Origin of the sequence: Thermoactinomyces sp. CICC 10523, assembly GCF_016055105.1 — a bacterium.
GTDB lineage: Bacteria > Bacillota > Bacilli > Thermoactinomycetales > Thermoactinomycetaceae > Thermoactinomyces_A > Thermoactinomyces_A daqus.
Genome location: NZ_JAECVX010000001.1, coordinates 312360 through 324950 on the forward strand (window position 1 = coordinate 312360; position 12591 = coordinate 324950).

12 protein-coding genes are annotated in these 12591 nt (G+C 47.7%); 2 read left to right on the top strand and 10 right to left on the bottom strand.

From position 1 onward, the window contains the following. Positions 1-8 precede the first annotated feature (8 nt). From I8U19_RS01615 to I8U19_RS01650, 8 genes are all read right to left on the bottom strand, one after another. Positions 9-797, bottom strand: a complete 789-nt coding sequence (locus I8U19_RS01615) for a transporter substrate-binding domain-containing protein (RefSeq protein WP_033099176.1) — start codon at positions 795-797, stop codon at positions 9-11. A gap of 703 nt (positions 798-1500) precedes the next feature. After that, on the bottom strand, positions 1501-1866 hold the full coding sequence (locus tag I8U19_RS01620) for a hypothetical protein (protein WP_033099177.1): 366 nt from the start codon (positions 1864-1866) through the stop codon (positions 1501-1503). 200 nt (positions 1867-2066) lie between these two features. Further along, positions 2067-3398: an anti-phage deoxyguanosine triphosphatase gene (locus tag I8U19_RS01625; RefSeq protein WP_052153854.1), complete on the bottom strand. Its 1332-nt coding sequence runs from the start codon at positions 3396-3398 to the stop codon at positions 2067-2069. 115 nt (positions 3399-3513) lie between these two features. Continuing rightward, positions 3514-4206 (bottom strand): DUF4241 domain-containing protein, encoded by a 693-nt coding sequence (locus I8U19_RS01630; RefSeq protein WP_198055001.1) that lies wholly within the window; start codon positions 4204-4206, stop codon positions 3514-3516. Between the two features lie 179 nt (positions 4207-4385). Next, positions 4386-4958, bottom strand: a complete 573-nt coding sequence (locus I8U19_RS01635) for an SMI1/KNR4 family protein (RefSeq protein ID WP_198055002.1) — start codon at positions 4956-4958, stop codon at positions 4386-4388. A gap of 85 nt (positions 4959-5043) precedes the next feature. After that, positions 5044-5496 carry an SMI1/KNR4 family protein gene (locus tag I8U19_RS01640; RefSeq protein ID WP_198055003.1) on the bottom strand — a complete coding sequence of 151 codons (453 nt, stop codon included), beginning with the start codon at positions 5494-5496 and terminating at the stop codon, positions 5044-5046. Between the two features lie 196 nt (positions 5497-5692). Further along, positions 5693-6106 (bottom strand): Imm1 family immunity protein, encoded by a 414-nt coding sequence (locus I8U19_RS01645; RefSeq protein ID WP_033099181.1) that lies wholly within the window; start codon positions 6104-6106, stop codon positions 5693-5695. A gap of 239 nt (positions 6107-6345) precedes the next feature. Further along, on the bottom strand, positions 6346-7248 hold the full coding sequence (locus I8U19_RS01650) for a LysR family transcriptional regulator (protein ID WP_033099346.1): 903 nt from the start codon (positions 7246-7248) through the stop codon (positions 6346-6348). Positions 7249-7367: 119 nt separating this feature from the next. On the opposite strand from I8U19_RS01650, the gene I8U19_RS01655 reads away from it, so the two are divergent. After that, positions 7368-8657, top strand: a complete 1290-nt coding sequence (locus I8U19_RS01655) for an amino acid permease (RefSeq protein ID WP_198055004.1) — start codon at positions 7368-7370, stop codon at positions 8655-8657. Positions 8658-8743: 86 nt separating this feature from the next. Then, positions 8744-10564 carry a translational GTPase TypA gene (typA, locus tag I8U19_RS01660; RefSeq protein WP_198055005.1) on the top strand — a complete coding sequence of 607 codons (1821 nt, stop codon included), beginning with the start codon at positions 8744-8746 and terminating at the stop codon, positions 10562-10564. Between the two features lie 100 nt (positions 10565-10664). Here the strand turns inward: typA and I8U19_RS01665 are convergent, their stop codons facing one another. Both I8U19_RS01665 and I8U19_RS01670 read right to left on the bottom strand, forming a co-directional pair. Beyond that, positions 10665-11303, bottom strand: a complete 639-nt coding sequence (locus tag I8U19_RS01665; protein ID WP_198055006.1) for a flavin reductase family protein — start codon at positions 11301-11303, stop codon at positions 10665-10667. A gap of 6 nt (positions 11304-11309) precedes the next feature. After that, positions 11310-12476 (bottom strand): homogentisate 1,2-dioxygenase, encoded by a 1167-nt coding sequence (locus I8U19_RS01670; RefSeq protein WP_033099184.1) that lies wholly within the window; start codon positions 12474-12476, stop codon positions 11310-11312. Positions 12477-12591 lie beyond the last annotated feature (115 nt).

A 12591-nucleotide genomic window follows, 5' to 3' on the forward strand; every position in this document is an offset into this window, starting at 1 on the left:
GTGCAATTCTATTGAGTTACGTCCACACCAAACCATTTTTCTGAAATCTTCTTCAACGTACCATCTTTTTTCATACTGTCTAACGCTTGGTTAATCGCTTTCACAAGCTCAGGATTTCCTTTCGGCACCGGGAAGGCACTTTCAGAGCGTTCCATCTGTTCGCCGACCGTTTTCAAGGGCAAATTCGTCGTTTTCATCATTTCGGCCACTGCCAGGCGATCGTTCATGCTGAAATCGATGCGTCCGGCAGCCACATCTTTCATCGCGCTCATCATGTCTTCATAAGCGACGATGGTCGCCCCGGCATCTTTCGCCATTTTCCCGTAGTTACTGGTAGGCGTTTGCCCTGCTTTTTTTCCTTTGAGATCTTTTACGCTCTTGATCGAATCATTATCCTTGCGGACGACGATCTGGGCGTAAGAAACGGTATACGGCTCGGAGAAATCGAATTTTGTTTTGCGCTCCGGCTTAATGCCGACCTGGTTGGCAACCATATCGATTTTCCCCGTTTTTAAGCTGGTCAGCATACCATCCCAGGGGATTTCGACAAACTGGGCCTTCACCCCCATGCGCTTGGCCACTTCCGTGGCGACATCTACATCAAACCCCGTCAGTTTTTCCGTTTTTTCATCGTGAAAACTGAAAGGTTTATATGTCCCCTCCGTACCGATTCGGATCGTCCCGCGCTTTTTAATTTGTGTGAGCAGGTCACCATTTTGCACACTGCAACCTGTCGCAAATGAGAAAACGAGAACCAAACCGATCAGTATGGATAGCAGCGCTTTTGCTCTCTTCATCTATTTCACCCCGATTCAATCCCTAGTTAATAGGGTTATTTTTATGTTTTTGCAGTATTATTTATGGTACAGTTTGCCGGTTAATCTTGTCAATATCAAATGAATTGATTTTCATTAATCTGGAAATTTTTTCATTATCCGGCTTAAAAACCTGTCTCTGACTCACTTAGGACATGGTGTCCAACGTAGGCCCTTTTTTCCTTGATCGCTGTCATTCATCTTCTAGCATGCTCATTTTTACATTGACCATTCCCCAGTCTCAGAGGAGGGAAAACCTTTCTTCATCTCCTGCAACCGGGAAACCAAGTCAAACCGCGAGCTCCACGGCGATCAGTCTTAACTTTCCTCGCAGAATGTTTTTGGGCGATGCTGATGTCCCGATTGTGCTGCTCCAACATGACGGCAAGCTCAAATCAGGGCGCATCCGCGATGAATCTTTCCATCTTGTGGTTCTTCACCATGTACCTGACATGCAAGTCTATGGCGGAAACACACCATTCACACAGCAGGGAAACAAAGGTTTCCTCCATCCTTTTGGTGCAAAAGAAGAGAGCAAAAGGTGGTCAAGCATGCGAAAGAGGTGAAAGTCAACTCACACCCTCACCTGACGCCGGCTCTCATCTCCACAGCCGAAGCCAGGTGAATATCTCGCTCGCAAAAATATAAAAAAACTACATCCAATAAGAGAATGCAGTTTAAGCAATCACATCATTGAATTGGTTCGACACCGTTCCATCCGGTGCTGGTAAAGCTCGTAGAGTGAACGCAACAATGAACTGTACCGCTGATTTACTTCCTGCAAATAGACAGGAAAAGATTCACCACGCATGTTCAACAGGCTGAAACAGGTCAAATCCAGGTAGTAAATCAGTTCACGCAACTCGGAGTGGATTTCGACCCATTCACGGCCAATCACTTTTTCCAGGGTCCACTCCACTTTTTGCCTTACCGCCCGCGCCATGGCCAGTTCATTTTCTTTGGAGACATGATTCAACAGTTGCACACTCTCATCCAGCACGTTTAAAATCTCCCCCAACTCGTTGGAACAATTGTTCATTCCCCAAATCATGAACACACCACCCCGGAAGAAAACTTGCAAACGTTGCCGTAATAAACGAAAGATTAAGACTATGAAAGCCTGGGGACTTTCCGGGACGAAATCCCGGTTGATGCCAAGTCCCTGATCAGCTTTTGCTGCTGTTCAAAAAAACACAATATTTCTATATATTTACAATTACTATATCACCCCAGGGTCTGCCGAGCAAGAATTTAATAATCAAAGAAGTTTCGGCTTTGTCCGTACAGGCGCGCAAACATTTTCATGGCGAAAGAATCCGTCATTCCGGCGATATAGTCACAGACTATTCGCGCTCTTTCAACCTCTGTCTCCACCTGTTTCCACATGTGACGGTCGTGTTCGGTCAGGAGCCGGTCATCGTTCATAAAGGCGGAAAACAGTTTTTCAATCACATAAGCCCCGCGCCAGGCAATCGTTTGCACCCGTTGTGATTCGATCACTTCATCGGATACCCAGCGTTTGAGGCTGTCCAGAAGATCGCGCAGCTCCTTCGGCAGTTCGACACGGTATAAGAGGCGTGGCGAAGAAAAAGTATCATACGTCTTCTCTGCCCGGATCTGGGTGATGAAAGTGGAAATGACAGCAGCGATCACTTTTTTCAGCCGATACTTCAGCTGATCATGCTCCGGGTCAAGCCCGTCCAATTCGCACCATGCCTCCATCAGTTCGGGGTATTCCAGCCGTTTTTTGAATGGATAGAGCAATTCTTTGAGGTGGTTTAAGCGAATCAGCCGCAAATTGAGCGCATCTTCGACATCATGGGTACCGTAGGCGATGTCGTCGGCCAATTCGATAATCGAACACTCCAGTGTTTTGTGCAGTGTTTGCGTGTGACGTTCCGGGTCAGGCGCAACTTTTGTCAGGTACGCTTTTTCCTCATCGGTAAATGAAGCGAGAACCCAGGCAAATGCTTCCTGATCACAGCTGAAAACACTCGCTTTTGGGGGAATGGCCTTCTTTTCGCGGTCATACTGCTTTTCGTTCACTGCTTCGTCCAACAGGATCGGGTACTTGAGGATGGAGAGCAGCAACCCGCGCGTCAAATTGAGGCCGTACTCCCCTTTCTCCCCCTCCAGCCGGGTCAAAATCCGGAAAGTATGGGCGTTTCCTTCAAATCCGCCAAAAGCGCGCATGCATTGATTCAACGCCACCTCTCCCCGATGCCCGAAGGGTGGATGCCCCAGATCATGGGCCAGAGCAGCCGCTTCCACCAATGAGCCGTCAAGAAGCGCATGCTCATGAAAAAAGGGATGGTTGGTGTTAAGATGAATGGCAATCCCCCTTGCAATCTGGGCCACTTCCATTGAATGGGTAAGTCTCGTGCGGTGAATATCGCCCGCATAGCCGCCGATCACTTGTGTCTTTGACTGCAACCGGCGAAAAGCGGCACTGTGAATAATCCGCCCATAATCCTTTTCAAACGGATCACGGGCGTCGCTAGCGGATCGTCCGGCAGACGGTTTTCTTCGTTCCGTGTCAGCCGGGCCATATAAACGATTTTGCTTGGGACGATATATGATCATTTTGCTCCACCTCTAACCCCATTGTACCGGAATTTGGATACGACAACAAAAACGTTCACACCTTGCGTCAAGGTAAGTGATGTCCCCGCCGGCAATACAAAAACGCCGAACGCGCTTATTTCGGGTCAAGCAGTTCGGCGTTTTGGTTTAACAAAGCAGCCTTTCGATTTTTATTCCCTTCATACAGACCGAAATCAGTCACTAAACAGCAGATTTCATCTTTCTCATCATAACCCCAATACGATACATAATATCCATCACCTAATCCGCTTGAAAAAATTACAATGTTACCTAACGGGTCTATTTTTAGATTGGCCCAATCTCTGGTATCCACGTAATTTTTCTCCATTTCCTCTATTATGAAATCATCGTATTCAGGATTTTCATCCAATATACTTTTGTATTTTTTGTAAATTTCATCATCCATAAAACAGCCAACACCACAGTCAACAGAGTAGCCAAAAGCCTCACCCTCTTCCAATTCACTTAAATCCTGACCTTCCTTCAAAGCCATTTCCCAGCGTACTGCCTGACTTTCTTTAAACCTGATCATCGCCGCACCAATGCGTTCGTCGTCATCATCGAGATAATGAACAACGTTTAATACTACTGGATACTCTCCCGGATTTACTTTATTTATAAACGGTTCGGTACTTTCGTAAACGAAAGGATCACATGCGACAATTTGGCCAGAAGGTAAACTTATATTACCAGCATAAATATTTCTTGTAACCGCTTCTCCATTATATGTCTTGAACTTTACATTTCCCCGGTAAAAATGGTGAAAATCAGGAACTTTGATGTTCATCAAACTGAACCCTTTCCAATTAGAATAATTTACTTTGATACATTGGGATCACCTTAAAATACTTCACTGTTCCGATACTGTAAAAAGCGGCCGTTTTGCAAAATCATTTTTACCTTGCTTCATTTAGCGTTAATTCATCTTATGACGGGAAGACCCCAACTCATCATTCAATTGAAAAGTTACTCTAAAATCAATATCCAGCTTTTCACGCACTCATCAGGCAGAACCGTACCTAACTTCATCCCGATTTCTTGCAAAATCTTTTTATCAAACTCCCATTCATCGTTCAGAAAATGACCTCCGTATTTTAAATGACAAATCTCACCAAGCACAGTCAAAGTTTCAATAAAACCTTCAAGATCAGGCGCAATTTTTCTTAAATTTACACTCCTTTGTCCATGCCACGTATGGTAAATCTTTTCCGTTTTCTGCTCAAAAATGAAAGGGTCTGACCCTTTATCGGCGATTACAATCCAATCCGCTTTCCAATCCGGGTCCTTTTGCATATTCCGCAAATTGTGGCTGAAATTCATCTGTAAATCGACCAACTCTTCCGGTTCATACAATTGGATAGGATTCCCGCCAAAATCCAATTCCCCCATTCTCGGAGCAAACTTTCTATACCAAGTTACGAGTTTCTCACTAAGATGCAAGGATTTTTTAATCTCACTAATCACATGCTCATCTGTTGAACCGACTGTAAAACCACACTTTGTCATGACTTTGTGCCATTTACGCAAAACCGGTTCCATTCCTCATCCCCGCTCGACGATCATATTTTTAATTATTGCATTCAGCCCGCTTCGTCAATCAGATGCAAAAGTAACATCTGGCCTTTTAACCTTTTTTCAGTAGCTCAAGAAACTCCCCAAAGGAATCACAAATCGGGAAAAGTCCTTTCTCTTTGTCAATGGCCGCTTCTTCATGATCCCATAAAACAATTTTCGGCTCTTCTTTTTCATTGCGGTAGTCAAAGCAAAGACAATCTCCAGATGCTTCGTATACAAAAGGATAAACATGATCGACTAATCGATCTTTTATATATTCATAAATCAGTAGGATATAAAGATCGTGTTCCGCATCGGGATTGAACGAAGCAAAGTCGGTCAATACAATATCTCGAACACCTGGTAGGTAAAGAACATCGGGAGATACTGTAATAGGATGATACTTTAAAATAATATCATTATATTCGCTAGGAAATCGGATTCCTAATTGTTTCTCAACTTTTCTAATGTCATCTAACTGAATCTCTCCATGAGAATATTCCCATTCCAATTGCTTACTCAATTTTTTCACCTACTTAATCTATAAAATCAGGATAACGATCGTCTCCAACTCTTCCACTTGTCCGTGCGACGTTGCCTCCTCCCATATATCTCTTCCCCCACATGCCCGATTTGGCGATGTAAGGAAGTTGAAACTACATTTAAACTGCATTAGATTTTGTCCTTGATGTATTTCAACAAGATCCCTGAGCCTTGCTTTATAAGTCAGGACCACCCGCAAGGTACTCCCAAGAATGATCTTGACACCGTGATCCATTCTCATAAAAATACCTGATTGCTTCGACTGCCTTATCTTGTGTAACACACCATTTGGCAGGATACAGTTCACTGGTTTGTATCGTCAACTCATAATATTCTTCTTCACTTTCAGCGGGATCAATCAGACTGCAATTCACTTCTCCGTCTTCTGAAACATAATTCACAATATATCTTTTTTCCCCTTTAATTAAATTACCGCCTCCACAATACAGCGTCCCTGCATCAACCAATTCCAACGTGAAATTTGTCGCTTCTTTTCCATCCAAACTACAAATGCATTGACAGATCCTTTTCCAACTCGGGTTTTCTTCCTCAGGAATTTCATGATCTTCAGTAAGTAAAATCCATTCCATTCTCATTTCACCTTATTCATTTCTTACTGCTGGGGGATTCCGCGTGAATGGGGGAAATTCTCGCAAAACCAAAGTGGTAAAATGCTCGTAAAGATGATTGCATCAACGCGGAGAAGGGCACCGGCCGGCGCGTAAAATCTTCGATCCGACCGATGCCCCATCATGTGCAATCGCCTCCTGTTTCAATCATAACAGGCTGAAAAAACAAAAACAAGAACATTCGTTCCCGAATCTTCCTTTCAATTGCTCCGCCAGTGTTCCGCCCGGTTCCGGACAAGCTCAATCCATTCTTTTACGGCCGGAGAAAGCCATTTCTTCTTGTGATAGGCCATTTTCGTAAACACACCGCAAGTTTCATCCCGCCAGTTCAGTCTCGACAATCGTCCTTCCTGCAACTCTTTCCTCACTGTGATCATCGGCAAAAAAGCCAAACCCAGACCGACCTGTACGCAATTTTTGATCGCTTCGATACTCCAGAATTCTTCCCCCTGGGTTGTGTTAATCCCGTTGCGCATCAAATATTGCTCAAACAAAGTTCGGTAGCTGCACCCTTTTTCTGTTTGCAGAATAATTTCATTCTGAATATCCTTCGGCTTCACTTCTTCTGCCCTTGCCAACGGATGATCCGGGGCCGCCACAAGTGCCATCTCTTCAAATACCAGCGTCTCGACCGCAAGATCTTCCTCTTCCTCATGTTCCGCTTCCAGCAAAAATGCGAGATCCAGTTCGCCCCGTCGCAAAAGGTTTCGCATCTCCGTGCACAATCCGGGATTGATGATTAACTTCACCTTCGGAAATCTCTGTTTGTATTCCTGGAGCAACGCCGGCAGCCGAAAAGCGGCTAACGATTCCGGTGTCCCAATTGTCAGCGTTCCCGCCGGTTCCGTCTGGGCACGGATCTCCGCCAAAGCTTCATCATGGATGTTCAATAACCGGACGGCATAATGCAAAAGTTTTTCGCCCGCCGCCGTCAAAACGAGCTTTTTGCCCAGGCGGTCAAATAAAGGGATTCCCAGCTCTTCTTCCAACGCATGGATCTGCATCGTCACACTGGATTGCGCATAGCCGAGCTGTTCGGCGGCCCGGGTGATGCCCCCTGCCTCCACCACCGTTTTCAATGTTTTTAAATGACGGAACTCCAAACAATCTTCCTCCCCTTTTATATCGTTTTGATCGATCATCTCTATAGAATTTATCTATTTTACTGATAGTAACATCCTTTTTAAAATAAAAGCAACCGAACACAGGAGAGTGAAGAAATTTGAAACAACTGAAGAAAACAATCAGTTTGCCACAGATCATCGCCTTATACACGGCAGCTGTTTTGGGCTCCGGAATTCTTATCGTCCCCGGGTTATCCGCCCAGATCGCCGGCCCTTCCTGCCTGATCGCCTGGGCAGTCATGGCCGTCTTTACTTTGCCCATGGCCATTACCATGGGATGGTTATCCGCCAAATACCCTCATGCCGGCGGGGTCTCTCATTTTGTCACCCTTGCTTACGGAAAACAAGCCGGCATTTACATCGGATGGTTTTTTATCATGTCTGTCATGATCGGGGCTCCGGTTGCCGCCCTCACCGGGGCAGGCTATCTGAGTTCCGCGATGGGATGGGGGGAAAGCGGACGAATCCTGGCAGGAGTGGCAATGGTTTTGGGAGCTTTAATTCTCAACTGCCATGGGATGGAATTGGGAGGAAAAATACAGGTGGCGATCGTCAGCAGTATTTTAATCGTCCTGCTTCTTGCCATCTTCGGGGCAGTCCCTTTTGTGCAGGCATCGAATTTTAGCCCGTTTTTGCCACACGGATGGATTCCCGTCGGAGTGGCGACCACCATCCTGTTCTGGTGTTTTATCGGATGGGAAGCCGTCTCGCATTTATCGGAGGAGTTTGCCAATCCGCAGCGCGATTCGATCATCGGGGTGATCTGCGCGGCAATCATTGTTGGCACCATCTACTTTTTCACCGCTTTTGTCACCGTCGGAACCGGGAGTTACACCCATGCGGATACCGCCATCTCTTTTCTCATGCGCTTTACGTTTGGGAAAAGCGGACAATTGCTGACGGCCATCTTGTGTTTTCTCATCTGCAGCGCCACCGTCATCGCCTATACGGGTGCGGCGTCGCGCTTGGCTTTTGCTTTGGCACGGGCGGGTAATGCACCTGTTTTTTTAAGCCGGTTATCCAAACGGCAGACACCGACAGGCGGACTGGCACTGATGGCTGTCGGCTTTACGCTTTCTTTCACTTTTTACTCCACGGGAGTAATCTCCTTGGCCCATCTGCTCCTGCTCCCAAATGCTTCGTTTATTCTGACTTATGCCGGGGGATGCGCTGCGGCCATCAAATTATTGAAGGATTCCAAGTGGCGGCAGCTGATCAGCTTGCTCTCCTTTCTGCTGACAGTATGCATCCTTCCTTTTGTCGGTTGGGCACTGCTCTATCCGCTCTTCATCGCCTTTCTGGTCACTTTTTACCTCCTGTGGCGGAAAAAACATACCGCCCCGGTCAAACATGGGATTTTTCCGGGTGATTCTGATTCCATCCTCTAGCGCTCCCCCATCTCGGTATGGTACGATTCGATTTGGAATCAGATTACGAAAAGGGAGGTTGGGGGTCAAAGACCTCCTCACCAGAGATGTACACACCAGAAAACATACGAAATATCGCGATTATCGCTCACGTAGACCACGGTAAAACAACATTAGTCGATGCGATGTTAAAACAGAGCCGGATCTTCCGCGAAAACCAGCAAGTGGAGGAACGGATCCTGGATTCCAATGATTTGGAGCGCGAGCGGGGAATCACGATCCTGTCCAAAAACACGGCGATTCAATATAAAGGGGTCAAAATCAATATTGTTGACACTCCGGGACACGCGGACTTTGGCGGCGAAGTGGAACGGGTGATGAACATGGTGGACGGTGTCCTGCTCCTGGTTGACGCAGTGGAAGGGCCGATGCCGCAAACGAAATTCGTCCTCCGCCAAGCGCTGGAGCGCGGACATAAGGCGATCGTCGTCGTAAACAAGATCGACCGCGAAAATGCCCGCCCGGAAGAAGTGGTGAATAAAACGTTCGATCTCTTCGTCGATTTGGGCGCCACGGATGAGCAGTGCGATTTTCCGATTTTATATGCGAGCGGCTTGACCGGTGCCTCCGGCTTTGAACCGGATCAGTTGACACCGACGATGGAGCCTTTGTTTGAAACGATTCTCTCTTACCTTCCTTCGCCGGATGTGGACGATCAGGGGTATACCCAGATGCAAGCCACATTGCTGGGATACGACGAGTACAAAGGTCAGATCGTCATCGGCCGCCTGAACCGCGGCACAATCCGTCGCAATCAATCCCTGCTCCTCATCCCTGCCGAGGGTGAACCAAAAGCAGTCAAAGCCGGGCAGGTCTTCACCCACGAAGGCTTAAAAAGGGTGGAAGTCGAAGAGGCGCATGCCGGGGATATCATCGCGTTGACCGGGCTTGGCAAAGTGGGCATCGGCGACACGATCACCGATCCCGCGCACCCGGAAAGCCTGCCGCCGATCAAGGTGGAAGAACCTACGTTGCGGATGATGATCGGAATCAATACCAGCCCCTTCGCAGGGCAGGACGGAAAATTTCTCACCTCCCGTAAAATCCGGGAACGGCTGATGCGTGAATCTGAAAAAGATGTCGCCCTTCGGGTCGAAGATACGGATTCAGCCGACAATTTCCTGGTTTCCGGGCGCGGTGAGCTGCACCTTGGCATCCTGATTGAAAACATGCGGCGCGAAGGATATGAATTTCAGGTGAGCAAACCTGAAGTAATCTTTAAGGAAGTCGACGGCCAACTGATGGAGCCGGTGGAGCAGGTGGAAATTGAAGTGAGCAGCGAGCAGCAGGGAACCGTAGTTGAACTCTTGGGGAAACGGAAAGGCCGGTTGCTGGACATGACCGTTCTGGACAGCGGCAATATCCGTTTCACCTATCAGGTGCCGTCGCGCGGATTACTCGGATTTCGACTGCAACTGCTTACCGCGACCCGGGGAGAAGCGATCATGAACACGTTATTTGCCGGATATGAACCCTATGCCGGAGAGATTGAAACACATGAATTCGGCTCGCTGATCGCCTGGGAATCAGGCACGGCCACCACTTACGCCCTGCATTCGGCCCAGGAACGCGGACAGCTGTATATCACGCCTGGAACCGAAGTATATGAAGGAATGGTCGTCGGCCAGCATATCCGGGAAAATGACCTTGAGGTAAATGTCTGCAAGAAAAAACATTTGACCAGCATTCGCAGGGCGACCGCGGAAGAAGCGCTGCGCCTCGATGCTCCGCGCCGCCTCTCCATTGATGATGCCCTTGAATTGATGAAAGACGATGAACTTTTGGAAGTAACGCCGAAAACATTCCGTCTGCGCAAAAAATATCTTTCCAAAAATGAACGAGCCCGCCACGCGAAACAAAAGAAATAAAACCTTCGCGTCCTGACCGGCACAACCCGGGTGGATAAAAGCTTTCACATAAAAAATTTCGGAGGCAAGCATCAACACTTGCCTCTTTTTTTGCATTGCTTTATGTGTTCCGCGCCCGCCATTCTTCATAAGTGAGACGCGGCAGCGAAAACGTTTCGCCGATCTTTCCGTACTCCGTTCCCGCCATCCGTCCCACCGGCCTCAGGCGATCGGTATCAATCTTGCCTTCGAAATAAAGCGAATCATCCACGTGAAACTGGACGATTTCCCCGATGATAAAATCCGCGTTCGGAGTATCTCTTCCACCCAGTTCCAATATTTGCTGCAAACGGCATTCCATTTGAATTTTCCCCTCTGCCAGACGCGGTACCTGCACAATCTTCCCCGGCAGGACATGAAAACCGATCTTTTCCGCTTCACTCACATCGGGCGGAAAATCGACTGACGTCTCATTGACCATCGATACATTATCCTCATCAACCACATGGACGACAAATTCTTTTTTCCAAGCGATATTACGGGCAGTATCTTTCCGGTCGCCGTTCGGTTTTCTCGACACACTGAACCCGATCAGAGGAGGGTCGGTGGCGATCACATTAAAAAAACTGAACGGAGCAGCATTGACGATTCCTTCCGGGGATAATGAAGTGACAAACGCGATCGGCCGGGGTAAAATGCTTCCAATCAACAGCTTGTAATTCTCTTTCTTGCTTTGTTTGCCAGGATCAATTGTACGCATAAGGCATCACCTTTTTTCATTTTCCAACCAGCTGTACATATAAGCTGAATCTTCAATATTCAATGCCGCCTTGGCCACCTTCAGGGGGCGGAATGTATCCACCATCACCGCCAGTTCCTCCGTCCTCTTTTTCCCGATGCTCCCCTCTGCTTTTCCCGGATGGGGGCCATGGGGCAAACCGCTGGGGTGCAGCGTGATTGAACCTTCTTTTACCCCTTTGCGGCTCATGAAGTTCCCCCTCACATAATAAAGAACCTCATCGCTGTTGACATTGCTGTGATAGTAAGGGGCAGGGATCGCCAGTGGATGGTAATCGTACATCCGCGGAACGAACGAACACACGACGAAATTGGGGCCGGCAAAAGTTTGGTGAACGGGCGGGGGCTGATGGATCGAACCCGTTATCGGTTCAAAATCATGGATGTTAAACGCCCATGGATAAAGGTACCCGTCCCAGCCGACGACATCGAATGGATGGAAGGCATACGTATAGCGATGGAGTCGGTTGCGCGCCTTTACCCGCACCTCGAACTCCCCTGTCTCCCGATGCGGATGAAGGGTTTGCGGCACACGGATATCCCGCTCGCAAAACGGGCTGTGCTCCATCAATTGACCGTATTCATTTCGGTATTTTCGCGGAACGGTAATTTCACCGCTTGATTCAATCACAAAAAATCTCGTATTCTTCGTCTTCAATGAAATCCGGTAAGTGGTTCCGACCGGAATGACCAGATAATCGCCCGCCCGGTACGGAAGATCGCCAAAAATGGTCTCCAGCACGCCTTCTCCTTCATGGACAAAAATAATTTCATCGCCATCGCTGTTGCGGAAAAAATAAGACATCTCTTCGGTCGGACACACGGTGGCCAAGGCGACATCCTCATTGGCCAGCCAATGGATCCGCCCGTCAATCGGATCACCGCCCTTTCCGGCGGCAAATGTGAGGAGGTGCCGATGGCGGTTGGCTCCTTCCTCTTCCAAAGGGATTTCCCAATCACGAATCCACTCTGCTTTGCTTACGGCGGTCGGGGGGTTCATATGGTATAAAATCGACTGGATGCCGGAGAATCCTTTTGTTCCCATCACTTGTTCCCGATAGAGCGTCCCGTCTTCCTGATAAAACTGAATATGCCTTTTAGCGGGGATCTGTCCCAAGCGATGATAAAAAGGCATGCCCTTCCCCTCCATTCTAAATAACCAAAACAGATTCTCTTTGTATTTTAGCAAAATAATCATTTTTCGCGCCAATAGCTGCTTTAACGCGGAAATGCACAACTACATGACCATA